Origin of the sequence: Solimonas flava DSM 18980 (assembly GCF_000426685.1) — a bacterium.
GTDB lineage: Bacteria > Pseudomonadota > Gammaproteobacteria > Nevskiales > Nevskiaceae > Solimonas > Solimonas flava.
In genome coordinates this window covers 275,660-301,717 of sequence record NZ_AUFV01000007.1, presented here as the reverse complement: position 1 = coordinate 301,717, position 26,058 = coordinate 275,660, and the positions used below count along the sequence as shown (strand labels likewise).

Below are 26,058 nucleotides of genomic sequence, written 5' to 3'. Positions count from 1 at the left end.
TTAAGCGTCCGGGTGGAAGCTCTTGCCGAGCGAGGCCGGCTGGTTGAGAAGGATCGTGCGGCCGTCGCGGCAGATCAGCACCAGCACGACGATGGTCGCGAGGTACGGCAGCATCGACAGGAACTCCGACGGGATGTGCAGGCCGAAGCCCTGCGCGTACAGCTGCAGCACGGTGACGCCGCCGAACAGATAGGCGCCGGCCAGCACGCGCAGCGGCTTCCAGGTTGCGAACACGACCAGCGCCAGCGCGATCCAGCCGCGTCCGGCCGACAGGCCTTCGACCCACATCGGCGTCAGCGCCGTCGACAGATACGCGCCGGCGATGCCGCTGCAGGCGCCGCCGAACAGCACCGCCGCGTAGCGCACGCGCTGCACCGGGTGGCCGATCGCGTGCGCGACCGCCGGCGATTCGCCGACCGCGCGCAGCAGCAGGCCGCCGCGCGTGCGCGTCAGGAACCACTGCACGGCGAAGAACAGCGCGAACGAGGCGTAGACCAGCACGTCGAAACGGAACAGCAGCGGCCCGAGCAGCGGCAGATCGCTGAGCAGCGGCAGCGACAGATGCGGCACCGCGGCGATCGGCTGGCCGGTGTAGGCCTTGCCGATGAAGGCCGACAGGCCGACGCCGAACAGCGTCAGCGCCAGACCGGTGGCGACCTGATTGGTCTGCAGCTGCAGCGTCAGCACCGCGAAGATCAGCGCCATCGCCATGCCGGCGCCGGCCGCGGCGAGATAGCCGAGCAGCAGGCTGCCGCTGTGCAGGCCGACCGCGAAGCCGGCGATCGCGCCGACCAGCATCATGCCCTCGACGCCGAGGTTGAGGACGCCGGCGCGCTCGGTGACCAGTTCGCCCATCGCCGCGAACACCAGCGGCGTCGCCGCCGCGGCCGTGCTCGCCAGCATCGCAATGAGAAGTTCGGGGCTCATGCGCGCCTCACGCGGCGGATGCGCCAGGTGACGAAGGCGTCCATCGCCAGCAGGTAGAACAGCAGCAGGCCCTGGAACAGGCCGGTGATCGCCGACGGCAGCGCCAGATCGATCTGCGCCTGCTCGCCGCCCAGATAGAGCAGCGACATCAGCAGCGACGCGAGCACGATGCCGAGCGCATGCAGGCGGCCGACGAAGGCGACGATGATCGCGGCGAAGCCGTAGCCCGGCGACACCGAAGGCTGCAGCTGGCCGATCGGCCCGGCGACCTCGCCGATGCCGGCGAGCCCGGCGCAGGCGCCGCCGATCAGCAGCGCCAGCCAGACGTTGCGCTTCTCGCTGAAGCCGGCGTAACCGGCGGCGGCCGGCGCCAGACCGGCGACCTGCAGACGGTAGCCGGCGTAGGTCTTCTCGGTGAAGAACCACGACAGCGCCGCGACCGCGAGCGCGAAGACGATGCCGAGATTGACGCGCGTGCCCTCGACCAGCAGCGGCAGCAGCTCCCAGTCGTTGAACATGCGCGACTGCGGAAAGTTGAAGCCTTCCGGATCGCGCCACGGTCCGTGCACGAAGTAGCTCAGCAGCAGCTGCGCGACGTAGACCAGCATCAGGCTGGTGAGAATCTCGCTGGTGCGAAAACGCGTGCGCAGGAAGGCCGGGATCGCCGCCCAGGCCATGCCGCCGAGCGCGCCGGCGAGCAGCATCGCCGGCAGCACCCAGTGCGATTCGGTTTCGCCCCAGGCCAGCGCCACGCCGCTGCCGGCGAGCGCGCCGACCACCAGCTGGCCCTCGGCGCCGATGTTCCAGACGTTGGCGCGAAAGCCGATCGCCAGACCGAGCGCGCACAGCAGCAGCGGCGCGGTCTTCACCAGCAGCTCGCCGAGCCCGTACATCGAACTCAGCGGTTTGACGAAGAAGACCTCGAACGCCGCCAGCGGCGCCTTGCCGAGCACGGTGAAGATCACGAAGCCGGTCACGAACATCAGCAGCGCCGCGATCAGCGGCGCCAGCACGCGCATCGCGCGTGAAGGCTGCGCGCGCCGCTCAAGCCGCAGCATGGGACGCCTCCGTGTGGGCCGTGCCGAAATCGCCGGCCATCCAGCGGCCGATCTCGGCGACGCTGGTCGTGGCCGGATCGCACAGCGGCGACAGGCGCCCGCCGGCGAGCACGCCGAGCCGGTCGCTGACTTCGAACAGCTCGTCGAGTTCTTCGGAAATCACCAGCACCGCGGCGCCCTGGTCGCGCAGGTCGATCAGCGCCTGGCGGATCAGCTGCGCGGCGCCGACGTCGACGCCCCAGGTCGGCTGCGCGACGACCAGCACCGTGGGCGCGAGCAGGATCTCGCGGCCGACGATGAACTTCTGCAGATTGCCGCCGGACAGGCTGTCGGCGACCGAACGCTCGTCGCGGCATTTGACGCCGAAGCGCTCGATGATCGTGCGCGCGAACGCGCGCGCCGCCGCCGGCCGCACCAGACCGCGCCGCACCAGACCCTTGCCGGCGCCGGTCAGCAGCGCGTTCAGCGCCAGCGACAGCGACGGCACCGCGCCGCGGCCAAGGCGTTCTTCCGGCACGAAGCCGAAACCGCGGCGGCGGCGCTGGGCCGGATCGAGATCGCCGACCGGCTGGCCGCCGAGGCGCACCATGCCGCGCTCGGCGACGCGGCTCTCGCCGGACAGCGCCGCGAGCAGTTCCTGCTGGCCGTTGCCGGAGACGCCGGCGATGCCGACGATCTGGCCGCCGCGCACGCGCAGGTCGATGCCCTGCAGCGCGGTGCCGAACGGATCGGCGCTCGGCAGCGAGAGTTGCGTCAGTTCGAGTTCGACCGGCCCCGCCTCGCGCGGCGTCAGCCGGCACGGCGCCAGCTCGCGGCCGATCATCATCTGCGCGAGGCTGTCGTTGCTCTCCTCGCGCGGCAGCGCGCGGCCGCCGACGCGGCCGCCGCGCAAGACCGTGGCGACGTCGCAGAGCGCGCGGATCTCGTCGAGCTTGTGGCTGATGTAGAGGATGCTGATGCCTTCCGCCGCGAGCCGGCGCAGGGTCACGAACAGCTGCTGCACCGCCTGCGGCGTCAGCACCGAAGTCGGCTCGTCCATGATCAGCAGGCGCGGCGCCTGCAGCAGGCAGCGCACGATCTCGACGCGCTGGCGCTCGCCGACCGACATGCTGTGCACGAGGCGGTCCGGATCGACCGGCAGGCCGTAGCGCTCGGACACCTCGCGGATGCGCGGCGCCAGCGCCGCCGGCGAGTCCGCCCCGTCCATCGCCAGCGCGATGTTCTCGGCGACGCTCAGCGTCTCGAACAGCGAGAAGTGCTGGAACACCATGCCGATGCCGAGCGCGCGGGCGCGCGCCGGACTGTCGATGCGCTGCTCGCGGCCTTCCCACTCGATGCGGCCTTCGTCCGGGCGCGTCACGCCGTAGACGATCTTCATCAGCGTGCTCTTGCCGGCGCCGTTCTCGCCGAGCAGCGCGTGAATCTCGCCGGGCTGCACGACGAGGCTGACGCCGTCGTTGGCGACGACGCCGGGGTAACGCTTGCTGATGCCGTGCAGCGCGAGGCGGGGCGTGCTCATGGCGCGGGCTTCCGGCAGCCGGCGCAGTCGCGAGCCGCGTCGCCGGCGCAGTCCTCGGGCGCCGCCTTGCGCGGCGGCGGCTCCGGCAGCGTGTCGAGCAGCTGCGCGGCGATGCTGACGGCGATCGCCGCCGGCCACTTGCTGCGCGACGCGCCGAGGCCGACCGGACAGGTCAGGCGCGCGATGCGCGCGGCGTCGACGCCGTCGCGCGCGAGCCGCGAGCGGAAGCGCGCCGCCTTGCTCTTCGAGCCGATCAGGCCGGCGAAGGCGAAGTCATCGCGCGCCAGCAGCGCGCGGCACAGCTGGTAATCGAGTTCGTGATCGTGCGTCATCACCAGGAAACGGGTGCCGGCCGGCGCCTGCGCGACGGTCTCGACCGGATCGCGCGGCGCCAGCACGCGGGTGCTGCCGGGCAGCATCGGCGGGAACAGTTCGGCGCGCGCGTCGATCCAGGTCAGGCGCAGCGGCAGCTCGGCGACGATGCGCGCCAGCGCCTGACCGACATGGCCGGCGCCGTACAGCCACAGCGGCGCGCCGCTGGCGAGCCGTTCGCGCAGCTCGACGCCGTCGGCGAGGCGCGTCAGCGTCGCGGCGCCGGCGTCGTTGGCGGCGACGCCCTGCCAGTCGCGCTGCACGGCGCCGCGCTGCAGGCGGCTGCGCAGTTCGAGCGCCGGCTGTTCGTGCAGCGCCAGCGCCAGATCGTCGAGCCAGGCGATGTCGTCGCTGCCGTAGCGTTCGAGCCACAGCTCGACGACGCCGCCGCAGCACTGGCCCAGCTCGGTGCCGAGCACGTAGCGCTGCAGGCGCGCCTGCGGCGCGCGCGGCGAGTCGAGCAGCGCGCGCGCCGCCTGCAGCGCCTGCCATTCGAGATGACCGCCGCCGATCGTGCCGAGCAGCGCGTCGGCGCCGACCAGCATGCAGGCGCCCGGCTCGCGCGGCGCCGAACCGCGCACGACGGCGACCACCACGCGCACGCACGGGCCCTGGCGGCGCAGCAGCGCGGCGGCGGCGCGCGGCCAGTCGCCGAGCGCCAGCAGCGTCAGCGTCGACGACAGCTCCGAGCGAGCGAGCGCGCTCATGCGGCCCAGGCCTCGCCGCGCAGGCGCGCGACCGCGCGCAGCACGGCCTCGGGCGTCGCCGGCGCCGGCAGCTCGACCGGCTGCCCGGACGTGCCGCAGGCGGCGACCGCGTCGCGGATCGCGTGATAGACCGACATGCCGAGCATCAGCGGCGGCTCGCCGACCGCTTTCGAGCGATGGATGCTGGCCTCGCGGTTCGGCAGTTCGAGCAGGCGCACCGTGGTGCGCGCGGCCCAGTCGTAGGCGGTCGGAATCTTGTAGGTCGACGGCGCGTGCGTCTTCAGCTCGCCGCGCGCGTTCCACCACAGCTCCTCGGACGTCAGCCAGCCGACGCCCTGCAGGAAACCGCCCTCGATCTGGCCGCGGTCGATCGCCGGGTTCAGCGAGCGGCCGGCGTCGTGCAGGATGTCGGCGCGCAACAGCTTCGTCTCGCCGGTCAGCGTGTCGATCGCCACCTCGGCGACGGCGGCGCCGTACGCGAAGTAATAGAACGGCCGGCCGTGCAGGCGCTCGCGGTCCCAGTGGATCTTCGGCGTGCGGTAGAAGCCGGTCGCCGACAGCGGCACGCGCGCGAAATAGGCCTGCTGCACGAGCTGCTGGAAGCTCATGTGCTGCGCGCCGGCGCTGACCGTGCCGGCCGCGAAGCGCACCGCGTCGGCCTCGACGCCCCAGTGCGCCGCCGCCAGCCGCGCGAGGCGGCGGCGGATGCGGCGCGCCGCGTGCTGCGCGGCCTTGCCGTTCAGGTCCGAACCGCTCGACGCGGCGGTCGCCGAGGTGTTCGGCACCTTGCTGGTGTCGGTGGCGCTGACGCGGATCGCCGTCAGCGGCAGGCCGAGTTCCTGCGCGACCACCTGCTGGACCTTGGTGTAGAGACCCTGCCCCATTTCCGTGCCGCCGTGATTGAGCAGCACGGTGCCGTCGCTGTAGACGTGCAGCAGCGCGCCGGCCTGGTTGTAGTGCGTGGCGTTGAACGAGATGCCGAATTTCACCGGCGTCAGCGCCAGGCCGCGCTTGACGACCGGGCTGGCGGCGTTCCATTCGGCGATCGCCGCGCGGCGCTGCCAGTATTCGGCGTCGGCTTCGAGGCGGCCGGTGATTTCATGCAGCACGTTGTCCTCGACGCGCTGCCCGTACGGCGTCATGTCGCGTTCGCCGATGCCGTAGAAATTCAGCTTGCGCACGTCGAGCGGGTCGCGGCCGAGCGCGCGGGCGATGTCGTCGATGATCTTCTCGATCACCATCATGCCCTGCGGACCGCCGAAGCCGCGGAACGCGGTGTTCGACACGGTGTGGGTCTTGCAGCGGTGCGAGACGACCTCGACGTGTTCGAGGAAGTAGGCGTTGTCGATGTGGCACAACGCGCGGTCGTTGACCGGGCCGGACAGATCGGCCGAGTAGCCGCAGCGCGAGGCCATCATCAGCTTCAGCGCGCGAATGCGGCCGTCGGCGTCGAAGCCGACGTCGTAGTCGGCGATGAAGTCGTGGCGCTTGCCGGTCGCCAGCATGTCGACGTCGCGGTCGAGGCGCAGCTTCACGGCGCGGCCGGTCTTGCGCGCGAGGATCGCCGCCGCCGCCGCGATCAGCGCCGGCTGGCTTTCCTTGCCGCCGAAGCCGCCGCCCATGCGCCGGCACTGCACGACGACGTCGTGCGCCTGCACGCCGAGCGCGTGCGCGACGATGTGCTGGACCTCGGTCGGATGCTGCGTCGAGCTGATGATCTGCACCGCGCCGCCTTCCTGCGGCAGCGCGATCGCGATCTGGCCTTCGAGATAGAAATGGTCCTGGCCGCCGATCGCGGCGCTGCCGCGTAGGCGCCGCGGCGCCGCTTCGAGCGCCGTCTCCGGCGCGCCGCGGCGCATCGTCCGCGTCGGGATCACGAAGCTCTGCGCGGCGATCGCGTCGCGCGCATCGAGAATCGCCGGCAGATCCTCGTATTCGATCTTCGCCGCGCGCACCGCGCGGCGCGCCGCCTCGTAGCTGGTCGCCGCGACCGCAAAGATCGGCTGGCCGGCGTACTGCACGAGCGCGTCGGTGAAGATCGGGTCGTCCTGCAGGATGCCGCCGTAGTTGTTGTCGCCGGGCACGTCGGCCGGCGTGGCGACGGCGATCACGCCGGGCTGCGCGAGCACCGCCGACAGATCGAGCGCGGTGATCGTCGCGTGCGCGCGCGTCGACAGCCCGAACGCCGCGTGCAGGGCGTTGCCCGGCAGCGGCAGATCGTCGGCATACGGCGCGCGGCCGGCGACGTGCAGATGCGCGCTCTCGTGTCGCGTCGCGACGCCGACCGCCGGGCCGATCGCGTCGCCGCTCATTTCGCCATCCTTCGCGGCCGCGCTCATGCGTCCAGCTCCGACAGGCGCAGCACCGCGCCACCGCGCAGCTCCAGCGCGTAGCGGCGCAGCAGATTGCCGGCGGTCTGCAGGCGGTAGGCACCGCTGGCGCGCATGTCGCTGAGCGGCTGGAAGTCCTCGGCCAGCGCGGCGACCGCGGCCTCGAGCGCGGCCTCGAGCGCGGCCTCGTCCCACACGCGACCGCGCAGCGCGGCCTCGGTCTTCTCGGCGCGCCTGGGCGTCGCCGCCATGCCACCGTAGGCGAGGCGCAGATCGGCGACACGGCCGTGTTCGAGCTTGAGCGCGAACGCGGCGCAGACCGCCGAGATGTCCTGGTCGTAGCGCTTGGCGAGCTTGTAGCTGGCCAGCCGCCAGCCGTCCGCCAGCGGCGGCACGATCAGCGCGGCGACGAACTCGCCGGGCTGCAGCGCCTTCTTCTGGTAGCCGAGATAGAACTGGTCGAGCGGCAGGCGCCGCGTGCGCTCGCCGTGGCGCAGCTCGACGCTGGCGCCGAGCGCGAGCAGTGCCGGCATCGAATCGCCGATCGGCGAGCCGTTGGCGACGTTGCCGACCAGCGTGCCGGAGTTGCACACCGGCGGCGACGCGAAGCGCCGCGCCAGTTCGGCGAGCGGCGGATGACGGGCGACCAGCGCCGGCCAGGCCTCGGCGAGCAGCACGGCGGCGCCGATGCGCAGGCCGTCGGCGCCGTCCTCGATGGTGCGCAGTTCGGCGACCTCGCCGACGTAGATCAGCGGCGGCAGCTCGCGCAGGTGCTTGGTGACCCAGAGCCCGACGTCGGTGCCGCCGGCGAGCAGCAGCGACTGCGGCGCCGCCGCGTAGCGCGCCGCCAGCTCGTCGACGCTGCGCGGCGCGCAGAAGCCCGGCAGCTCCAGCGTCGTCGTGCGGCGCAGGCCGTCGAGCGCGGCCGCCCATTCGGCGTCGCGCGACGGCGGCGCCGGGTAAGCGCCCATGTGCAGGCCGGCATCGATGATCGGCCGGTAGCCGGTGCAGCGGCACAGGTTGCCGGCGAGCGCGTCGACCACCGTCGCCCGCGCCGGCGCGGTTTCGCGCGCGTACAGCGCGTACAGCGACATCACGAAGCCCGGCGTGCAGAAGCCGCACTGCGAGCCGTGATGGTCGACCATCGCCTGCTGCACCGGATGCAGCGTGCCGTCGGCATCGGCCAGGCCGTCGGCACTGAGCACGGCCTTGCCGTCGACCGTCGCCAGGAAGCGGATGCAGCTGTTGATCGCGCGGTAGCGCAGGCCGCCATGGCCGTCGGGCTCGCCGAGCGCGACCGTACAGGCGCCGCAGTCGCCCTCGGCGCAGCCTTCCTTGACCGCCGTGCAGCCGGCGTCCTCGCGCAGGAACTGCAGCAGCGTGCGGGTCGGCGCCGGCGCGTGCGCTTCGACGGCCCTGCCGTCGAGCAGGAAGCGGACCGTCGCCTCGGCGAAACGTGAATCCTGGGTGGGCATCAGCTACCGCGGTAGGTGGAATAGCTCCATGGAGAGAGCAGCAGAGGCACGTGGTAGTGCTGGGCGGCGTCGGCGACGCCGAAGCGCAGGCGCACCTCATCGACGAACGACGGCTCCGGCAGCGTCTCGCCGCGGGCACGGAAATACGCGCCGGCTTCGAAGCGCAGCTCGTAGACGCCGGCGACGAAGGCCTCGCCCTGCAGCAGCGGTTCGTCGACACGTCCGTCGGCGTTTGTATGCAATCGCTTGATGAGCTCGCAGGACTGGCCGCAGCGATACAGGCTCAGGGCCATGCCGGCCGCCGGGCAGCCGTTGGCCGTGTCGAGCACATGTGTGGTCAGTTTTCCCATTGCCGAAGCATCCCCGGAATCGTCAGGCGGCGCCTGCTGTTGCAAGCATCGTAGCGCCGTAGGAGCAAAGCGCGTGCCATCGGCGGAAAATGTCGCCATAGCGCATGGCGGCGGCGCTTGCGGCCGAGATTGCATGCGATGCCATTGAAGATTGCATGCAATCTGTGCGTCCGATTGTGTGCGTGGCGCGCTAAAGCGGGGCATGAATGCCCGCGCCGGCACGGCCGCGGCGCCGGCGCTACCCTGTGCGGCAACGGCGCCCGCGTGGCACAGGCTTTGCGGTTGCGGACAAGCCCTGCGACCTGCCCGCCGCAGGCAATCGCCCCACGACGTTCCGAAGGAGACACCCAGCGATGCTCGATTTTGCCGTGTTGCGGCGCGCCCTGCGCCCGCGCCTGACCGCCCTCGCCGCCCTGCTCGCCGCCGCGGCGGGACTGTTCGGCGCCGGCGCGGTCGCCGCCGAGCCGCTGAAGGTCGCATTCGTCTACATCGGCCCGGTCGGCGACGCCGGCTGGACCTACGCCCACGAGCAGGGCCGCCTCGCGCTCGAAAAAGCCCTGCCCGGCCAGGTCAAGACCACCTACGTCGAGAGCGTGCCCGAGGGCGCCGACGCCGAGCGCGTCATCCGCCAGCTCGCCGCCGACGGCAACAAGCTGATCTTCACGACTTCATTCGGCTACATGGAGGCGACGCTCAAAGTCGCGCGCCTGTTCCCGAAGACCGTGTTCATGCACGCCACCGGCTACAAGACCGCGAAGAACGTCGGCGTCTACGAGGCCCGCACCTACGAGGCCGCCTACCTGCTCGGCGTGCTCGCCGGCGGCATGACCAAGAGCAACACGCTCGGCTATGTCGCCTCGTTCCCGATTCCGGAAGTGATCCGCAACATCGACGCCTACACGCTCGGTGCGCAGAGCGTCAATCCGAAGATCAAGACCAAGGTCATCTGGGTCAACACCTGGTACGACCCCGGCAAGGAGCGTCAGGCTGCCGAGACGCTGATCGCGCAGGGCGCCGACACGCTGTGCCAGAACACCGATTCGCCGGCGACGCTGCAGGTCGCGCAGCAGAAGGGCGTCTACGCCTGCGGCTGGGATTCGGACATGGCGCGCTTCGCGCCGAAAGCGCAGCTCGCCGCCGGCGTTTCCGACTGGGGCCCGTTCTACATCCAGACCGCCAGGGACGTGATCGCCGGCACCTGGAAGAGCGGCGACACCAAGTGGGGCGTCGCCGAGGGCATGGTGCAGATCGCCTCACTGCTGCCCGGCATTCCGGCACCGACGCTCAAGATCTTCGACGACCAGAAGAAGGCACTCGCCGCGCAGCGCTTTCACGTCTTCCAGGGCCCGATCAAGGACCAGAGCGGCGCGGTCCGCATCGCCGCCGGCACGATGCCGACGCCGCAGCAGCTGCTGTCGCTGAACTGGTACGTGCAGGGCGTCGACGGCGCGCTGCCGAAGTAACCCGGCGCGCGGCGCGGCCTTTCAGTCCCAGACCACGGGCTCGCGCCGCGCCTGCCAGCGCGGCACTTCCGGCGCGTAGCGGTCTTCGAGCTGCGCGCGCCGGATCTTCATCGTCGGCGTGAGAAAGCCGTTGTCGATGGTCCATTGCTCACGCACCACGGTCAGAAACTCCAGACGCTCGTGCGGATCGAGCCGGGCGTTGACCGTCTCGCGCAGGCTGCGCAGCTCGGCGTCGAGCGTCGCGCGCAAGTCCGCGTCGGCGTCCGCCGCCTGTGACAGCTCGGCCGGCAGCATGACCAGCGCGAACGGCTGCGGCTGCTCGGCACCGGCCACGCAGACCGCCTCGATGCGCGGATGCGCGCCGAGCCGGTTCTCGATCGGCGCCGGCGCCACGTACTTGCCCTTGCTGGTCTTGAACTGTTCCTTGGCGCGGCCGGTGATCTTCAGCCGGCCGATCTCGTCGATCTCGCCGACGTCGCCGGTATGCAGCCAGCCGTCGGCGTCGATCGCCTCGGCGCTGCGCTGCGGATCGCGGAAGTAGCCCTGCATCAGCCACGGCGCGCGCACCAGCACCTCGCCCTGCGCCGAGATCAGGCATTCGACGTGCGGCCACGGTGTGCCGACGTAGCCGACGCGCATCGTCTGCGGCCGTGAGGTGTGCGAGAGGCCGAAGTTTTCGGTCATGCCGTAAACCTCCAGCAGATCGAGGCCGAGCCCGCGATACCACTCGATCACCGCCGGCGGCAGCGGTGCCGCGCCGGTCGCCGCGAAGTGCACCGCGTCGAGCCCGAGCTGGCGCAGGATCTTGCGCTTGACGAGGCGGCCGAGCAGCGGCACGCGGCAGAGGCGATCGAGCTTTGCCTTCGGCAGCTTGGCGAACACGCCCTGCTGGAACTTCACCCACAGGCGCGGCACCGAGAAGAACAGCGTCGGCCGCGCGCGCTGCAGATCGGCGACGAAGCTGTCGAGCGAATCCGCGAAATAGACGCGGAAGCCCTGCCGCACCGAGTTCGCCTCCACGCCGATGCGCTCGGCGACGTGCGCGAGCGGCAGATACGAGAGGATGCGCTCCTCGCTGCTGAAGCCGAAAGTCTCGCCCATCACCTTCGCGCAGCCGGCGACGTTGGCGAACGCGTGCATCGCGCCCTTCGGCGCGCCGGTCGTGCCCGAGGTGTAGACGATCGTCGCCAGATCGTCGGCCGGCCGCGTCGGCGAATCGGCGATCGGCGCGTAGCGCGCCAGCAGCGCGTCCCAGGACTCGCCCGCCGGCTCGCCGTCGAGCCGCGGCGGCGCCAGCGGCAGGCGGATGCGCGGCATGGTCTCCGGCACGCCCGGCGCCATCGCCGCCCAGTCGTCGAGCTTGCCGATGAAGATCGCCCGCGCCTCGGCGTGATCGAGGATCTGGCGGATCGAATCGGCAGCCAGCGTCGGATAGATCGGCACGCTGACGTGGCCGGCCATCCAGATCGCAAAATCGGCGAGCAGCCAGTGCGCGCAGTTCTTCGACAGGATCGTCACGCGCGAGCCGGCCGGCCACTGCTGCGCGCGCAGGAACGCGGCGATGCGCCGCGCCTCGTCCATCGCCTCGCGCCAGCGGTAGTCGCGCACCGCGCCGCCGCCGAGCGGCTGCGTCAGGTAAATGCGCTCCGCGCGCTCGCGCTCCCAGCGGTACAGCCGCTGCAGCGGCAGATCGCTCTCAGCCAGCGTAAGGCCCATTACTTTCTTCCTCGTTTTATAGTCGGACCGCTCGCGATTTTCTCCTCGCGATGCCGATTGAATCAGCGTTCAAACCAGGAAATCAACCGGTAATTCACGTGACCCGTACATCGCCTTTCTACACCGAGGAGCATGAGGCCCTGCGCCGCGAAGTGCGCCGCTTCGTCGAGCGCGAGGTGACGCCGAACATCGAGCGCTGGGAGGCCGCCGGCGAACTACCGCGCGCCCTGCACCGCCGCGCCGCAGAAGCCGGCCTGCTGCAGATCAGCTTTCCGTCGGCCTATGGCGGCGTCGAGGTGCCGGACCTGTTCTACATGATCGTCGTCACCGAAGAACTGGCGCGCGCCGGCAGCGGCGGCCTGATCGCCAGCCTGATGTCGCATGGCATCGCCACGCCGCCGATCGCCCACGTCGGCACCGACGAGCAGAAGCGCCGCTTCGTCGCGCCGGTGCTCGCCGGCGAGAAAGTCGCGGCGCTGGCGATCACCGAGCCCGGCGGCGGCTCCGACGTCGCCAACCTGCAGACGCGCGCGCGGCGCGACGGCGAGCACTACGTCGTCAGCGGCAGCAAGACCTTCATCACCTCCGGCATGCGCGCCGACTTCATCACCACCGCCGTACGCACCGGCGGCGACGGCATGGGCGGCGTCTCATTGCTGATCATCGAAGGCGACACGCCGGGCCTGACGCGCTCGCCGCTGCGCAAGATGGGCTGGTGGTGCTCGGACACCGCGACGCTGTACTTCGACGAATGCCGCGTGCCGGTCGCCAACCGCATCGGCCCCGAGAACCAGGGCTTCATGGCGATCATGCTCAACTTCAACCAGGAGCGGCTGATGCTCTCCGCGCAGGCCTGGGCCTTCGCCACCGTCTGCTACGAAGAAGCGCTCGCGTACGCGCGCGAGCGCCAGACCTTCGGCCGGCCGCTGATCCGCAATCAGGTGATCCGACACAAGCTGATCGACATGCGCATGCGCATCGACGCCGTGAAGGCGAACCTCGACCTGCTCGCCTGGCAGGTCTCGAACAAGCAAATGCCGGTCGCCGAAGTCTGCATGCTGAAGAACCTGGCGACCGAAACGCTCGAATGGGTCGCCGGCGAAGCGATGCAGGTCTTCGGCGGCGCCGGCTACCTGCAAGGCTGCAAGGTCGAGCGCATCTACCGCGAAACCAAAGTCCTGACCATCGGCGGCGGCTCACGCGAAGTCATGAAGGATCTGGCGGCGCGGCAGATGGGGTATTAGCGCCGATCTCGAAGTCAATGCGCAATGGAAGCTTTCGCCATCGCCCACAACGTACAGAAGTTGCAAGGCTAAGCACCATGAACAAGCGTCTGGAAAGCGGCGCTCCGCGCGGCAGCGTCGGAGCACGCAGAAAGATCAGAAGGCAACACGCGAAGACGCCAGATCGCCTCCCGAATAGCGAAATTGCTCGCCGCTTTCAGAACCTCTCTGGCGAGCGTTGTCCAGGCGTTTTCTACAGACTCGTTGGGCGCTTTAGTAGGTCAGCAAGAGTCGGTCAGAAACTTCATGATCTTCCAAACTCCGTCCATCCATCTGAAAACGCTTTAGCATCGAGCGACCAAGTTCGATGAAGCGCTCCTGCTTGAAAAGACCTGGCGGGATTGGCAATTCACAGAGCTTCGCACCGGAATACTTTGATCCGTCGATGCTGAGCGCCACATGCACTCCGCGCGCCCTACAGTCAGCAATACAGTCAAACAGTCGACGAAGCGAGAATGCCTGCGCACCGTACAAAATTGCCTGGCTATCTGCATACGGAGGGTCGCAATAGACTAAGTCTCCCGGTTTTGCTTGTGACATCACCTCGGAAAAGTCCGCGTGGACAAATTTCGTACCCTTGGTCCTTTCTGCCCAGAGGTCCACTCGCTTATTAAAGCTATCCGGTGAGATGGGATCATGGACGCCACAGGGTGTTGACATGTAACCGTCAACCTTACGAAAACGAACAACACCCCCATAGCAAGCCCTGCAAAGAAACAGCAAGTCAGCGCCATTAGGCGAACGGTTATAGCTTTCAAGCACTCGTGCGTAAGCACCTTCCTTGCCATGCTCCAAAATAAGAGCATGCCGCCCTGCATACCAATCCTTCACTTGGCTCGGCTTGCTGCCGAGAGTCCTCCAAATTTCTATCAATGGCTCAAATGCGTCACTAGCAACGCCGAGCCGTGGGGCTAGCACACCAAGCACCCCTCCACTGCCCAGAAAAGGCTCGAAGTAGGTTCCAAACCTAGACGGAAAGTGCCGAATTATTTCAGGGGCCTGCCGTTGCTTGTTCCCCACCCACTTCAGCAACTGTGTCTTGAACGCAGTTCCACCCACGTAGGAGGCCTCTGAAGCAGCGAATAGGTCTGGCTGGCCCAGCGGAATGGAAGGAGTGTCAGACATGGTTCTGCTGTTCATTCTAAGTTTGAATATTCTAACACGGAATATACCGTACGTGGCCATGAGCAAGCGTCAACTGACCACTGTCCTCCGACAAATTCGACTGGATGCGGGCCTAACGCAAGCCACGCTTGCCCAGCAACTTGGGCAGACTCAATCATACGTTAGCAAGTACGAAAGCGGAGAGCAGCGCCTCGACCTAACGGAAATCGAGGAAATCTGCAACGTAGTCGGCATTTCCCTACTCGATTTTGTGGATAAATACCTTGCAACCCGATAATCGATTCCTGCGTCAAAGCAAGGAGTTCTGGGCACATGTCCGCACGATTAGCCAAGAAATTGGCTATACCCGCCGCAGAACCGGTGAAATCTTGATTCCCAGTCGCGAAGAGATTGACGCAGCATTTGGCAAGCTCGACCTCTCCACTGCGCATGTTTTTGACGCGCACGGACGCGCCACCGAGTTTGGGAGAACATTGCTCAACTATTTCTCATTTAGAGCTGACGTCCTGAATAATCAGGTCCGGCAGAACTTAATGAACAAAGAGCAAGCTGAGGCTCTGTTCAAGCGGCTACGAGGACGATCTACATTCAACTGCCCATTTCCAATGAATAAACAAAAAGGCGAGAAGAAAAACCATGCCTTTTTAACGTGCATCGTCAACATGCTCGTTGCCCTAAATATCGGCGATGCCCCCTGCGACTATGACCCCCACAGCCTGACGACCGTTACTCATAATCGACAGCCTCTTAGAACGCTCGCGCGCCGATTCGACGGGGCGTTTCCATCGGCTGTGAATCCCGTAGCAATTTGGGAAATCAAAGAGTACTACTACACAACGACGTTCGGCAGCCGAGTTGCTGATGGCGTCTATGAGACTCTGCTCGACGGTTTAGAACTCGAAGATCTTCATACAACGGCAGGTCGCAAGATCCAGCACTTGCTCGTCGTCGACGACTACTTTACTTGGTGGGATTGTGGGAAGTCATACCTCTGCCGAATGATCGACATGCTTCACATGGGCTACCTGGATGAAGTGATTTTCGGCCGTGAAGTGGTTGAGCGTTTGCCCCAGATTGTCCGCAGCTGGGTCACTGAGTTACATCGCCGGGAACGCGCCCCACAATAGATTTCGGTCGACGCCCCCCCCTGCGGGGCGTCAAGGCAGACATTTTCGTGCAAAAGATAGCGTTTCCTGCCGGCAGGAGACCTGCTTGAAGTAGAAGATCGCATGGGCGCAATAAATCATGATTTCCGTCCCGTTCTTCCGCCTTCATTGATTCTTCCTGCTTCCGGCATTCACTCCGCTAGCACCAACTGCGCCAGCAGCTGCCGGCTCTTGACCTGCTGCCCCGGCTGGACGTGGACGCTTTCGACGCGGCCGCCGACCGGCAGGGCGAGCTGGAATTCCATCTTCATCGCTTCGAGCACGACCAGCGTCTGACCCTTGCCGACAGTCTCGCCGGCGCTGACGTGCACGGCGACGACCTTGCCGTCGGAGTGCGCGAGCAGGCGGCCGTCCGAACCGGCGGCGGCGCCTTCGACCGGCGCCAGCGTCAGATCGCGGAAGCCGGCGGCGATGCCGTCGGCGTCGAGCCACAGCTGGTCGCCGTCGCGCACGTAGCGCGCCCGCGCCTGCACGCCATCACAAAGGTAGTGGAACTCGCCGTCGGCGCTGCGCGGCACTTCGATCGTCAGCGTCTCGCCGTCGCCGGTGACGACGAAGCGCGGGCCGTGCGCGCGCAGCGTCAGCGCGTGGATCGCATCGCGCCAGCCGAGGCGCAGCTGCAGCGGTGTTTCGTGCGAGCTGTGCCAGCCGAGGAATTCCGCCGACAGCTGATGCGCCTCGCCGAGCCGGCGCGCATCGTCGAGGTAAAGCGCCAGCGCGGCTAGCGCGAGCGGACGCAGGCCCGGCCGCTCGGCAGCCAGACGCGACTGCGGAAAGTAGCGCTCGACGAAGGCGGTGCTGAAGCGTCCGGACGCGAAGGCCTCGTGCGCCAGCACGGCGGCGAGGTAGTCGCGGTTGTGGGCGACGCCGAGCAGCGTCGTGTCGCGCAGCGCGTGCACGAGGCGCATGCGCGCGGTCTCGCGGTCCTCGCCCCAGGCGATGATCTTGGCCTGCATGGAGTCGTAGTGCGGGCCGATGAGCTGTCCGTCGCGCAGCCAGGTGTCGACGCGCACGCCGGCGCCCTGCGGCGCCTGCCAGCGCAGCACGCGGCCGGTCTGCGGCAGGTAGTTGCGCTGCGGCTCCTCGGCGCACAGGCGCACTTCGATGGCCCAGCCGCGGCGACGCGCGAGGATTTCGTCCTGCGTCATCGGCAGCGGCTCGCCCTGCGCGACGCGCAGCTGCCACTCGACGAGGTCGACGCCGTAGACCAGCTCCGTCACCGGATGCTCGACCTGCAGGCGCGTATTCATTTCGAGGAAGTAGAACGCACCGTCGGCGCCGAGCAGGAATTCGACGGTGCCGGCACCGACGTAGTCGACCGCGCGCGCGGCGGCGACCGCCGCCTCGCCCATCCGCTGCCGCAGCGCCTCGTCGACCGCCGGGCTCGGCGCTTCCTCGACGACCTTCTGATTACGCCGCTGCACCGAGCAGTCGCGCTCACCGAAGTGCACGAGCTGCCCGTGGCGGTCGCCGAACACCTGGATCTCGACATGGCGCGCGTCGACGACGGCCTTTTCGATCAACAGCTGGCCGCTGCCGAAGGCGTTCTCGGCCTCCGAGCGCGCGGAGGCGATCGCCGCCGCCAGCGCTGATTCGTCTTCGACCAGACGCATGCCGCGCCCGCCGCCGCCGGCTGCGGCCTTGATCATCACCGGCAGGCCGATGCGGCGCGCCTCGGCGCCCAGCGTCGCGTCCGATTGCGCGTCGCCATCCGCGTCCAGGCTCTGGTAGCCGGGCACGCAGGGCACGCCGGCGGCGAGCATGCGCGCCTTCGCCGCAGACTTGTTGCCCATCGCCGCGATCGACGCCGGATCGGGGCCGATGAAGACCAAGCCGGCGTCCTGCACCGCCTGCGCAAAGTCGGCGCGCTCGGAAAGAAAACCGTAGCCGGGATGGATCGCCTCGGCGCCGCTCTGCCGCGCGGCGGCGAGGATGGCGTCGATCGAAAGATAGGAATCGCGCGCCGGCGCCGGGCCGATGCGCACCGCCTCGTCGGCTTCGAGCACGTGCATCGCGTCGGCGTCGGCGTCGCTGTAGACGGCGACGGTGCGGTAGCCGAGGCGTCGCGCACCGCGGATCACGCGCACGGCGATCTCGCCGCGGTTGGCCACCAGGATCTTGTTGAAACGCTGGGTCATGTTCTCGTTCCCGCTGGCGGCGTCGCGAAACGCCGTTTCCGATGATGAAGCGCCGGCGGCAAAGTCCGCCCCGGCGCGCGTCCGGGCGCCGCGCTCAGGCAGCGCCCTCGCCCGCCCATTTCGGCGGCCGCTTCTGCATGAACGCGGCGATGCCTTCGGCAGCCTCGCCGCCGCGCACGCAGGTGGCGAAGCTCTGCGCGGCGCCGTCGAGCAACGTGTCGATGTCGACGCGACCGACGTCGAGCAGGATCGCCTTGGTCGCAGCGTTGGCGCCGGGCGCGCAGCGCAGAACCTGCGCGAGCGTGTCGTCGAGCGCGCGCTGCAAGGCCTCGCCATCGGCGCAGACCTCGTGCACGAGGCCGAGGCGCACGGCCTCGGCGCCGTCGAACTGCGCGCCGGTCAGGCACAGGCGGCGCGCCTGCGTCAGGCCGATGCGCTCGACGACGAACGGCGCGATCTGCGCCGGCGGCAGGCCGCGCGTGGTCTCCGGCATGCCGAACTTGGCGCCGGCATGCGCGAGCGCGATGTCGGACACGCAGGCCAGGCCGAAACCGCCGCCGAGCACCGCGCCCTCGCAGACGGCGACGACCGCCTGCGGCGCCTGCGCGACCTTGCGCAGCATCGCGCCGAAGCCGCGATTGACGACGGCGACCGGGTCCGGCTCGCCGGGCGCCGGCGCCTTGAGGCCGCCGGCCATCATCGACTTGAGATCGGCGCCCGCACAGAAATGGCCGCCGGCGCCACGCAGCACGATCGCGCGCACGCCGCGGTCGTCGCGCACGGCGTCGACCGCGGCGCCGATCTCGGCGAGCATTGCGGCCGTCATCGCGTTGCGCGTATCGGGCCGGTTCAGCGTCAGGTGCATCACGCCGCGCTCGATGCGCACGAGCAGCGATTCGAACGAAGAAAAGTCCATGGGCTTGCGTCTCCGGCCGCTCAGAAGCGCGCCACGCCGTAGCTGCTCGGGAAGACCTGGCGCGCCTGCGACTCGCGGCAGATCGACAGGCACAGGCCGAGCACGCGGCGCGTGTCGCGCGGATCGATGAGGCCGTCGTCGAACAGGCGCGCGGTCGCCGCGAAGGCATGCGACTCCTTGTCGAACTGGCCGACGATGTTCTGGCGGATCATCCCCAGCATCTTCTCGTCGGTCTCGCCCATCACCTTGCCTTCGCGCGCCCACTTCTCGCGGGTGATGATTTCCATCACGCCGGCCGCCTGCTCGCCGCCCATCACCGAGGTGCGCGAGTTGGGCCACGCGAAGATGAAATGCGGACCGAGGCCGCGCCCGCACATGCCGTAGTTGCCGGCGCCGAAGCTGCCGCCGACGACGATCGTCAGCTGTGGCACGTGGGCGTTGGCGACCGCCTGGATCATCTTCGAGCCGTGCTTGACGATGCCGCCCTGCTCGCTCTCGGTGCCGACCATGTAGCCGGTCGTGTTCATCAGGTACACGATCGGCACGTTGGACTGGCAGCACTGCTGGATGAACTGCGCAGCCTTGGTGGCGCCCTGCACGGTGATCGGGCCGTTGTTGGCGACGACGCCGACCGCGTGGCCGTGGATCACGGCGCGGCCGCAGACCGTCTGCGCGTCGTAGCCGGCCTTGAAGTCGAGGAACTCCGAGCCGTCGGCGAGGCGCGCGATCAGCTCGCGGCAGTCGTAGGGCTTGCGGTAGTCCGGCGGCACCACGCCGCACAGTTCCTCGACGTCGTACAGCGGCGCGCGCACCGGCAGCAGTTCCAGGCGCGGCCGCTGCGCGTTCCAGTTCAGGCGGCCGACGATGTCGCGGGCGATGCGCACGCCATCGGCATCGTTCTCGGCGATGAACTCCGCGGTGCCGGCTAGCTGCGCGTGCATCTCGGCGCCGCCGAGCGCTTCCTCTTCGGCGATCTCGCCGGTCGCCGCCTTCAGCAGCGGCGGCCCGGCAAGGAACACCTTGGCGCGCTTGCGCACCATCACCACGTAGTCCGACAGGCCCGGCAGATAGGCGCCGCCGGCCGTCGACGAGCCGTGCACGACGGTGATCTGCGGAATGCCGGCCGCCGACAGCCGCGCCTGGTTGGCGAAGGTGCGGCCGCCCGGAATGAAGACTTCGGCCTGATAAAGCAGATTGGCGCCGCCGGATTCGATCATCGAAATCACCGGCAGCTTCTGCTGCAGGGCGATCTCCTGCATGCGCAGGCCCTTCTGCACACCCCACGGCGTCATCGTGCCGCCCTTGATCGCCGCGTTCGAGGCGCCGATCAGGCAGCGCACGCCGGACACGTAGCCGATGCCGGCGATCTGGTTGCCGCCGGCCAGCGAGCCGTCCTTGTCGTCGTGCAGGCGATAGCCGGCGAGCGTCGACAGCTCCAGCCACGGCGAGCCGCGGTCCAGCATCAGATGCACGCGCTCGCGCGGCAGCATCTGACCGCGCTTGTGGAAGCGCTCGCGCTTGCTCTCTTCCTCGGCACGCCCCTTGGCCTCGACCGCCCGCCAGGCCTCGATCAGCTTCAGCATCTCCTCGCGGTTGCGCTGGAACGCCGCGCCCGCGGTATCGATGTTCGATTCGATAACAGACATTTCCGCTCCGCCGATCCGTTTTGACTGTCAGGCGATTCTGCCTTGCCAATATTGAGTTTTCATCGGAAATTTTCATTCCCGAGAAGACCCGCTTCAGTCCGGAGACGGACCCGCCGGCGCCCGCCGGTCAGCGCCGCGCCCGCGGCGCGAGCGATTTGCCGTCCGCCGCATCCACCGCTGTAATCGACGCTTCGACTGATCCGACCACGACGCGAGGAACGACCGCATGAAAACCATGAGCGCCGCCGAGGCGCGGGCTTTCGCCGATCGCTGGCTGCCGGCCTGGACCGGCAACGATCCCGAACGACTCGCCGCCTTCTATGCCGACGACGCCTTCTATCTCGACCCCGGCGTGCCGGCCGGCGTACGCGGCAAGGACGCGCTGCTCGCTTACTTCCGCAAGCTGCTCGCCTACAACCCGGACTGGATCTGGCGCCAGATCGAAGGCATTCCGATGGAAGACGGCTTCCTCAACAAGTGGTCGGCGCAGATTCCGGTCGGCACGGAAGTGATGGAAGTCATCGGCGTCTGCCTCGTACAGCTCGACGACAACGGACGGATCCGGCGCAACGAGGTCTACTTCGACCGCAGCGCGCTGCTCGCCCGGATTGCCGCGGCAAGAGAACGGGCGCAGGCCGCACGCACCGGCGGCGCGCCGGCCTGACGACACACCACCCTGGAGCGAAACCGATGGACCTGCTGCCCTACGCGCGCACGATGGCGGCGTACAACCGCTGGATGAACGAGCGCCTGTACGAAGCCTGCGCGCAACTGCCCGACACGCGACGGCGCGAAGATCTCGGCGCCTTCTTCAAATCGATACACGGCACGCTCAATCACCTGCTGCTGGCGGATCGCGTCTGGCTCGGACGCTTCACCGGCGTGCCGTTTCGCGCCGCCTCGCTCGATCAGGAGCTGTACGCCGGCTTCGACGAACTCCGCGCCGAGCGGGAACGCACGGACGCCGCGATCGAGGCCTGGAGCGCGACGCTGACGGCGCAGGACTGCGCCGGCGAGCTGGCGTACACCCGCATCAGCTCGCCGCAGCCCGTGCGCCTGCCGTTGTGGCGGGCGGTCGTGCATTTCTTCAACCACCAGACGCACCATCGCGGCCAGATCACCACGCTGCTGAAGCAGAGCGGGATCGATCCCGGCGTCACCGATCTGATCGCCATGCCCGCGGCCGAGCTCGCCTGAGCAGGGCGCGCCGCCGCGCCGTACGGGCGGCGGCGCGGCGGTCAGCGGCGCGGGACGATCCGCCGCGCGACCGCTCGCCGGCCGCCGCCTCGCTCAGCCGACGGCCTTGGGCTTCACCGCGCGATGAAAGCCCTGGTAGGGCTTCGCGTTCTTGTGTTCCAGCAGCGGGAAGGCCTTGGCGCCGAGGCTGGAGCCACCGTCGATCTTGATGCAGGCGCCGGTGATGAAGGCCGCGCCCTCGCTGAGCAGGAAGACGATCGCGCTGCTCACTTCGGCTTCCTCGGCCATGCGCTGCAGCGGCGCGATCTTCGACAGCTTCGGGATTACTTCCCGGGCGAAATTGGCGTCGTAGTGGTCCATGCCGCTCGACGCGACGTAGCCCGGCGCCACGGCGTTGACGCGCACGCCGGACACGCCCCACTCGATCGCCGCCGTCTCGGTGAAGTTCAGCATGCCGGCGCGCGCCGCGCCGCTGTGGCCCATGCCCGGCATGCCACCCCACATGTCGGCGATCATGTTGACGATCGCGCCGCCGTTCTTGCGCATCCACTGCGTGTAGACCTCGCGCGCCATCAGGAAGCCGCCGGTCAGGTTGTTGGCGACCACCGCCTCCCAGCCCTTCTTGCCGATCATCGCCAGCGGCATCGGATACTGGCCGCCGGCATTGTTGACGAGGCCGTCGATGCGGCCGCGTTCGGCGAGGATGGCCTTGACCGCATCGCGGACCGCGTCCTCGTCGCGAATGTCGAAGGCCTGCGTCGACACGCTGCCGCCGTCCTCGACGATCTCGGCGGCGGTCTTCTCCAGCTTCTCGGCCTTGCGGCCGGTGATGACGACATGTGCGCCGAGGCTGGCGAGCTCGTGCGCGGTGCAGCGGCCGATGCCGGAGCCGCCGCCGGTGACGACGATCGTCTGGCCCGCGAACAGGCCGTGGCGGAACACACTCTGGTAAGACATGTTTCTTTCTCCAGAAACGGCGAAGGCCGGCAAGAGCCGGCCTTCGCGATCAGCATGTACCGCGATGGAATCTCACAGCTTGGCGGTCATTTCCGGCAGGACCTGGAACAGATCGCCGACGAGGCCGAAGTCGGCGACTTCGAAGATCGGCGCTTCCGGATCCTTGTTGATCGCCACGATCGTGCGCGCGTCCTTGATGCCGGCGAGGTGCTGGATGGCGCCCGAGATGCCGACCGCGATGTACAGCTCCGGCGCGATGATCTTGCCGGTCTGGCCGACCTGCATGTCGTTCGGCACGTAGCCCGAGTCGACCGCGGCGCGCGAGGCACCGACGCCGGCGCCGATCTTGTCGGCGAGCGCGTAGACGACCTTGAAGTTCTCCGACGAGCCGAGCGCGCGGCCGCCCGAGACGACCTTGGCGGCCGACTGCAGGTCCGGACGCTCCGACTTCTGCGCTTCGAGCTTGACGAAGCGGGTGTGCGTCGGCAGCGCGGCCGACACGCTCACCGTCTCGACGGCGGCGCTGCCGGTCTGGGCGACGGCGTTGAACGACGCCAGGCGCACCGTCGCGACGACCGTGCCGGCCGGTGCTTCGACCGTGGTGATGGCGTTGCCGGCGTAGGTCGGACGATCGAAGCTGCTGGCGCCGTGCACGGCCATGATGTCGCTGACCTGCTGCACGTCGAGCTTGGCGGCGACGCGCGGGGCGAGGTCCTTGCCGAAGGTCGTGCCCGGGAACAGCACGTGGGTGTAGCCCTGCTTGGCGAGTTCGACGATCTGCGGCGCCAGCACGGCCGAGGTCGGCTGCGCGTTGGCGGCGTTGTTGACGACCAGCACCTTGGCGACGCCGGCCAGCTTGGCGGCTTCGGCGGCGACGGCGGCGCCGTCGGCGGCGAGCACGGCGACGTGCGTTTCGCCGCCGATCTTTTCGGCGACGGCCAGGGTCTTGGACACCGAGGCGTTGAGCTTGCCTTCGGCGTGCTCGGCGATGACGAGAATCTTGCTCATGTTGTCTTTATCCCTCTTCTCAGACCAGGCCCTTGGCCTTCAGCGCCGACACCAGCTCGTCGACGGTCTTGACGACGATGCCCTTGCTGCGCGACGGCGGCGGCACGGTCTTGGTGGTCTTCAGACCGGCGGCCGGCGTCACGCCGAGATCGGCGAAGCTCACCGTTTCGACCGGCTTCTTCTTCGCCTTCATGATGTCCGGCAGCTTGAGATAGCGCGGCTCGTTGAGGCGCAGGTCGGCGGTGATCACCGCCGGCAGGTCCACTTCCAGCGTTTCGAGGCCGGCGTCGACCTCACGTGTGACGATCGCCTTGTTGCCCTCGACCTCGACCTTCGAGGCGAACGTCGCCTGGGCGATGTCGAGCAGCGCGGCGACCATCTGGCCGGTCTGGTTGGCGTCGTCGTCGATCGCCTGCTTGCCGGCGATGAACAGCTGCGCGCCTTCCTTCTTCAGCACCGCGGCGAAGGCCTTGGCGGCCGTCAGCGGCTGCACTTCACCGGCTTCTTTGATGTGGATCGCACGATCGGCACCGAAGGCCAGCGCCGTGCGCAGGGTCTCTTCGTTCTTGTCGCCGCCGATCGTCACCGCGACGATCTCGGTGACCTTGCCTTTCTCCTTCAGACGCACCGCCTCTTCCATGGCGATTTCGTCGAACGGATTCATCGAGTGCTTGACGCCATCCGTCACCACGCCCGTGCCATCCGACTTCACCTGGATGCGCACGTTGTAGTCCACCACGCGCTTCACGCTTACTAGGGCTTTCATTCGCTCTTTCCTGATACCTACCGAGTGAAAAATGATCCTTGGAGACGCCGCGCCGCACTTTAACCAAGCTTCCGGCCCGCGCTTCCCTCATGCGGACCAGTCGAGCGCGACGCGCCTGGGTTCCTTACATGTTGGCGTAGTTCGGACCGCCGCCGCCTTCCGGCGCGACCCAGTTGATGTTCTGCGCCGGGTCCTTGATGTCGCAGGTCTTGCAGTGCACGCAGTTCTGCGCGTTGATCTGGAAGCGCTTGGCATCGCCCTCGCCGACCACTTCGTAGACGCCGGCCGGGCAGTAGCGCTGCGCCGGTTCGGCGTACATCGGCAGGTTCTTGGCGATCGGGATCGACGGGTCCTTGAGCTGCAGGTGGATCGGCTGGTCTTCCTCGTGGTTGGTGCTCGACAGGAACACCGACGAGAGCTTGTCGAAGGACAGCTTGCCGTCCGGCTTGGGGTATTCGATCTTCGCCGACTCGGCCGCCGGCTTCAGCGACTTGTAGTCCGGCTTGAGGTCGTGGACGGTGAACGGGAAGTTGCCGCCGAACCAGTTCTGCTCCATGTAGTTCAGCGCGCCGCCGATCAGGGCGCCGAACTTGTGCATGATCGGGCCGAAGTTGCGCGAGCGGAACAGCTCGTCGTGCAGCCAACTGGCCTTGAACTTGGCCGGATAGCTGTCGAGCGCCTTGCCGCCTTCGTCGCCGGCCAGCAGCGCCTCGGCGACCGCCTCGGCGGCGAGCATGCCCGACTTCATCGCCGTGTGGCTGCCCTTGATCTTGGCGAAGTTCAGCGTGCCGAGGTCGCAGCCGATCAGCGCGCCGCCCGGGAACACCATCTTCGGCAGCGAGTTCAGGCCGCCCTTGCAGATCGCGCGGGCGCCGTACGAGGTGCGCGTGCCGCCTTCCAGGTGCTTGCGGATCACCGGGTGATGCTTGAGGCGCTGGAATTCGTCGAACGGCGACAGGTACGGATTCGTGTACGACAGATCGACGATCAGGCCGACGACGACCTGGTTGTTCTCGAAGTGGTACAGGAACGAGCCGCCGAGCGCGTCGGTGCCGGTCAGGCTCAGCGGCCAGCCGGCGGTGTGCACGACCAGACCCGGCTTGTGCTTCTCCGGCGGCACCGTCCAGATTTCCTTGATGCCGATGCCGTAGTGCTGGGCGTCGGCGTCCTTGTCGAGCTGGTACTGCGCGATCAGCTGCTTGCCGAGGTGGCCGCGGCAGCCTTCGGCGAACAGCGTGTACTTGGCGCGCAGCTCCATGCCCGGCGTGAAATCCGGCTTGCGCTCGCCTTCGCGGTTGATGCCCATGTCGCCGATCTGCACGCCCTTGATGACGCCCCCATCAGGCCCTGGTTCGACGATCGCGTGCTGGGCGGCGAAGCCCGGGTAGATCTCGACGCCGAGGTCCTCGGCCTGCTTGGCGAGCCAGCGGCACAGATTGCCGAGGGAGATGACGTAGTTGCCCTCGTTGTGCATGGTCTTCGGCACGAACAGGTTCGGCATCTTGAATGCCGCGCTCTCGCTGCGGAAGAAGTAGATCTCGTCACCGGCGACCGGCACGTTCAGCGGCGCACCCTTGGCCTTCCAGTCCGGGAACAGCTCGTTGAGCGCGCGCGGCTCGAAGACCGCGCCGGACAGGATGTGGGCGCCGACTTCCGAGCCCTTCTCGACCACGCAGACGCTGATGTCCTGGCCGGCTTCGGCGGCCTTCTGCTTGAGGCGGCAGGCGGCGGACAGGCCGGCGGGACCGGCACCGACCACCACCACGTCATATTCCATTACATCGCGTTCGACGGACATGGGCTCTGATTCCTGGCGTCCCGGAAGGCCGGGCTCGGATGGCTAGGGATACGTAAAGGTCGCGCATTGTATTACGCGCGCGGCCATGACGCAGCGCCGCAAGAACAGCGTGCTGCTGGCCCAGGAGCCAAAAAATACCCA

The 26,058-nt window shown here is 68.3% G+C and carries 22 protein-coding genes; 6 read left to right on the top strand and 16 right to left on the bottom strand.

Going from position 1 to position 26,058, the window contains the following annotated elements; translation table 11 throughout:
* Genes K343_RS0108795 through uraH form a run of 7 tightly spaced genes read right to left on the bottom strand, consistent with a single transcriptional unit; the run spans position 1 to position 8,738 of the window.
* On the bottom strand, positions 1–927 hold the full coding sequence (locus K343_RS0108795) for an ABC transporter permease (RefSeq protein ID WP_028007752.1): 927 nt from the start codon (positions 925–927) through the stop codon (positions 1–3).
* The gene (locus tag K343_RS0108790) at positions 924–1,985 is read right to left on the bottom strand and encodes an ABC transporter permease (RefSeq protein ID WP_028007751.1); all 1,062 of its coding nucleotides are present in this window, start codon (positions 1,983–1,985) and stop codon (positions 924–926) included. Before K343_RS0108790 ends, K343_RS0108795 begins: the two co-directional genes overlap by 4 nt.
* On the bottom strand, positions 1,972–3,504 hold the full coding sequence (locus tag K343_RS0108785) for an ABC transporter ATP-binding protein (RefSeq protein ID WP_028007750.1): 1,533 nt from the start codon (positions 3,502–3,504) through the stop codon (positions 1,972–1,974). Before K343_RS0108785 ends, K343_RS0108790 begins: the two co-directional genes overlap by 14 nt.
* The gene (xdhC, locus tag K343_RS21485) at positions 3,501–4,583 is read right to left on the bottom strand and encodes a xanthine dehydrogenase accessory protein XdhC (protein ID WP_051278079.1); all 1,083 of its coding nucleotides are present in this window, start codon (positions 4,581–4,583) and stop codon (positions 3,501–3,503) included. Before xdhC ends, K343_RS0108785 begins: the two co-directional genes overlap by 4 nt.
* The gene (xdhB, locus tag K343_RS0108775) at positions 4,580–6,922 is read right to left on the bottom strand and encodes a xanthine dehydrogenase molybdopterin binding subunit (protein ID WP_028007749.1); all 2,343 of its coding nucleotides are present in this window, start codon (positions 6,920–6,922) and stop codon (positions 4,580–4,582) included. The genes xdhC and xdhB overlap by 4 nt, the downstream gene beginning before the upstream one ends.
* Complete coding sequence (gene xdhA / locus K343_RS0108770) at positions 6,919–8,388, bottom strand: xanthine dehydrogenase small subunit (protein WP_043112341.1); 1,470 nt, start codon at positions 8,386–8,388, stop codon at positions 6,919–6,921. Before xdhA ends, xdhB begins: the two co-directional genes overlap by 4 nt.
* Entirely contained in the window at positions 8,388–8,738 is a 351-nt protein-coding gene (uraH, locus tag K343_RS0108765; protein WP_028007747.1) for a hydroxyisourate hydrolase, read from the bottom strand. Before uraH ends, xdhA begins: the two co-directional genes overlap by 1 nt.
* 353 nt (positions 8,739–9,091) lie before the next feature.
* Between uraH and K343_RS0108760 the strand changes: the two genes are divergently transcribed.
* A complete protein-coding gene (locus K343_RS0108760) occupies positions 9,092–10,201 on the top strand; it encodes a BMP family ABC transporter substrate-binding protein (RefSeq protein WP_051278078.1) in 1,110 nt (369 codons plus the stop codon).
* A 21-nt stretch (positions 10,202–10,222) separates the two neighbouring features.
* On the opposite strand, the gene K343_RS0108755 is transcribed toward K343_RS0108760, so the two are convergent.
* On the bottom strand, positions 10,223–11,917 hold the full coding sequence (locus K343_RS0108755; RefSeq protein ID WP_028007745.1) for an AMP-binding protein: 1,695 nt from the start codon (positions 11,915–11,917) through the stop codon (positions 10,223–10,225).
* Between the two features lie 98 nt (positions 11,918–12,015).
* On the opposite strand from K343_RS0108755, the gene K343_RS0108750 reads away from it, so the two are divergent.
* Positions 12,016–13,161, top strand: coding sequence for an acyl-CoA dehydrogenase family protein (locus tag K343_RS0108750; protein WP_043112340.1), 1,146 nt, complete (start codon positions 12,016–12,018; stop codon positions 13,159–13,161).
* 252 nt (positions 13,162–13,413) lie between these two features.
* On the opposite strand, the gene K343_RS23960 is transcribed toward K343_RS0108750, so the two are convergent.
* The gene (locus K343_RS23960) at positions 13,414–14,325 is read right to left on the bottom strand and encodes a DNA adenine methylase (protein ID WP_084615792.1); all 912 of its coding nucleotides are present in this window, start codon (positions 14,323–14,325) and stop codon (positions 13,414–13,416) included.
* On the opposite strand from K343_RS23960, the gene K343_RS23955 reads away from it, so the two are divergent.
* On the top strand, positions 14,324–14,602 hold the full coding sequence (locus K343_RS23955) for a helix-turn-helix domain-containing protein (RefSeq protein ID WP_211226192.1): 279 nt from the start codon (positions 14,324–14,326) through the stop codon (positions 14,600–14,602). The two genes, K343_RS23960 and K343_RS23955, sit on opposite strands and share 2 nt — an antisense overlap.
* Complete coding sequence (locus tag K343_RS23335; RefSeq protein ID WP_028007743.1) at positions 14,589–15,452, top strand: DUF7687 domain-containing protein; 864 nt, start codon at positions 14,589–14,591, stop codon at positions 15,450–15,452. The genes K343_RS23955 and K343_RS23335 overlap by 14 nt, the downstream gene beginning before the upstream one ends.
* A gap of 170 nt (positions 15,453–15,622) precedes the next feature.
* Here the strand turns inward: K343_RS23335 and K343_RS0108740 are convergent, their stop codons facing one another.
* The 3 genes from K343_RS0108740 to K343_RS0108730 form a co-directional block, all read right to left on the bottom strand.
* Positions 15,623–17,629 (bottom strand): acetyl/propionyl/methylcrotonyl-CoA carboxylase subunit alpha, encoded by a 2,007-nt coding sequence (locus tag K343_RS0108740; protein WP_028007742.1) that lies wholly within the window; start codon positions 17,627–17,629, stop codon positions 15,623–15,625.
* Between the two features lie 94 nt (positions 17,630–17,723).
* Complete coding sequence (locus tag K343_RS0108735; protein WP_028007741.1) at positions 17,724–18,545, bottom strand: enoyl-CoA hydratase/isomerase family protein; 822 nt, start codon at positions 18,543–18,545, stop codon at positions 17,724–17,726.
* A 20-nt stretch (positions 18,546–18,565) separates the two neighbouring features.
* Entirely contained in the window at positions 18,566–20,191 is a 1,626-nt protein-coding gene (locus K343_RS0108730; RefSeq protein WP_028007740.1) for an acyl-CoA carboxylase subunit beta, read from the bottom strand.
* A gap of 226 nt (positions 20,192–20,417) precedes the next feature.
* On the opposite strand from K343_RS0108730, the gene K343_RS0108725 reads away from it, so the two are divergent.
* Entirely contained in the window at positions 20,418–20,855 is a 438-nt protein-coding gene (locus tag K343_RS0108725; RefSeq protein ID WP_028007739.1) for a YybH family protein, read from the top strand.
* A gap of 26 nt (positions 20,856–20,881) precedes the next feature.
* Complete coding sequence (locus K343_RS0108720; protein ID WP_028007738.1) at positions 20,882–21,388, top strand: DinB family protein; 507 nt, start codon at positions 20,882–20,884, stop codon at positions 21,386–21,388.
* Positions 21,389–21,481: 93 nt separating this feature from the next.
* Here the strand turns inward: K343_RS0108720 and K343_RS0108715 are convergent, their stop codons facing one another.
* The 4 genes from K343_RS0108715 to K343_RS0108700 all read right to left on the bottom strand — a co-directional run bounded on the left by K343_RS0108715 (position 21,482) and on the right by K343_RS0108700 (position 25,917).
* A complete protein-coding gene (locus tag K343_RS0108715; RefSeq protein WP_028007737.1) occupies positions 21,482–22,345 on the bottom strand; it encodes an SDR family oxidoreductase in 864 nt (287 codons plus the stop codon).
* A gap of 72 nt (positions 22,346–22,417) precedes the next feature.
* Positions 22,418–23,353 carry an electron transfer flavoprotein subunit alpha/FixB family protein gene (locus K343_RS0108710; RefSeq protein WP_028007736.1) on the bottom strand — a complete coding sequence of 312 codons (936 nt, stop codon included), beginning with the start codon at positions 23,351–23,353 and terminating at the stop codon, positions 22,418–22,420.
* A 19-nt stretch (positions 23,354–23,372) separates the two neighbouring features.
* A complete protein-coding gene (locus K343_RS0108705) occupies positions 23,373–24,119 on the bottom strand; it encodes an electron transfer flavoprotein subunit beta/FixA family protein (RefSeq protein ID WP_028007735.1) in 747 nt (248 codons plus the stop codon).
* A 124-nt stretch (positions 24,120–24,243) separates the two neighbouring features.
* Positions 24,244–25,917 (bottom strand): electron transfer flavoprotein-ubiquinone oxidoreductase, encoded by a 1,674-nt coding sequence (locus tag K343_RS0108700; RefSeq protein ID WP_043112338.1) that lies wholly within the window; start codon positions 25,915–25,917, stop codon positions 24,244–24,246.
* Positions 25,918–26,058 lie beyond the last annotated feature (141 nt).

Excerpts from the sequence above, each read along its gene's own strand:
- K343_RS0108785 (WP_028007750.1), bottom strand. The coding sequence starts at position 3,504 with ATGAGCACGCCCCGCCTCGCGCTGCACGGCATCAGCAAGCGTTACCCC.
- K343_RS0108730 (WP_028007740.1), bottom strand. The coding sequence starts at position 20,191 with ATGTCTGTTATCGAATCGAACATCGATACCGCGGGCGCGGCGTTCCAG.
- K343_RS0108790 (WP_028007751.1), bottom strand. The coding sequence starts at position 1,985 with ATGCTGCGGCTTGAGCGGCGCGCGCAGCCTTCACGCGCGATGCGCGTG.
- K343_RS0108715 (WP_028007737.1), bottom strand. The coding sequence starts at position 22,345 with ATGTCTTACCAGAGTGTGTTCCGCCACGGCCTGTTCGCGGGCCAGACG.
- xdhB (WP_028007749.1), bottom strand. The coding sequence starts at position 6,922 with ATGAGCGCGGCCGCGAAGGATGGCGAAATGAGCGGCGACGCGATCGGC.
- xdhA (WP_043112341.1), bottom strand. The coding sequence starts at position 8,388 with ATGCCCACCCAGGATTCACGTTTCGCCGAGGCGACGGTCCGCTTCCTG.
- K343_RS0108705 (WP_028007735.1), bottom strand. The coding sequence starts at position 24,119 with ATGAAAGCCCTAGTAAGCGTGAAGCGCGTGGTGGACTACAACGTGCGC.
- xdhC (WP_051278079.1), bottom strand. The coding sequence starts at position 4,583 with ATGAGCGCGCTCGCTCGCTCGGAGCTGTCGTCGACGCTGACGCTGCTG.
- uraH (WP_028007747.1), bottom strand. The coding sequence starts at position 8,738 with ATGGGAAAACTGACCACACATGTGCTCGACACGGCCAACGGCTGCCCG.
- K343_RS0108725 (WP_028007739.1), top strand. The coding sequence starts at position 20,418 with ATGAAAACCATGAGCGCCGCCGAGGCGCGGGCTTTCGCCGATCGCTGG.
- K343_RS0108740 (WP_028007742.1), bottom strand. The coding sequence starts at position 17,629 with ATGACCCAGCGTTTCAACAAGATCCTGGTGGCCAACCGCGGCGAGATC.
- K343_RS0108735 (WP_028007741.1), bottom strand. The coding sequence starts at position 18,545 with ATGGACTTTTCTTCGTTCGAATCGCTGCTCGTGCGCATCGAGCGCGGC.
- K343_RS0108700 (WP_043112338.1), bottom strand. The coding sequence starts at position 25,917 with ATGTCCGTCGAACGCGATGTAATGGAATATGACGTGGTGGTGGTCGGT.
- K343_RS0108795 (WP_028007752.1), bottom strand. The coding sequence starts at position 927 with ATGAGCCCCGAACTTCTCATTGCGATGCTGGCGAGCACGGCCGCGGCG.
- K343_RS0108755 (WP_028007745.1), bottom strand. The coding sequence starts at position 11,917 with ATGGGCCTTACGCTGGCTGAGAGCGATCTGCCGCTGCAGCGGCTGTAC.
- K343_RS0108720 (WP_028007738.1), top strand. The coding sequence starts at position 20,882 with ATGGACCTGCTGCCCTACGCGCGCACGATGGCGGCGTACAACCGCTGG.
- K343_RS0108710 (WP_028007736.1), bottom strand. The coding sequence starts at position 23,353 with ATGAGCAAGATTCTCGTCATCGCCGAGCACGCCGAAGGCAAGCTCAAC.
- K343_RS23955 (WP_211226192.1), top strand. The coding sequence starts at position 14,324 with ATGGTTCTGCTGTTCATTCTAAGTTTGAATATTCTAACACGGAATATA.
- K343_RS0108760 (WP_051278078.1), top strand. The coding sequence starts at position 9,092 with ATGCTCGATTTTGCCGTGTTGCGGCGCGCCCTGCGCCCGCGCCTGACC.
- K343_RS23960 (WP_084615792.1), bottom strand. The coding sequence starts at position 14,325 with ATGTCTGACACTCCTTCCATTCCGCTGGGCCAGCCAGACCTATTCGCT.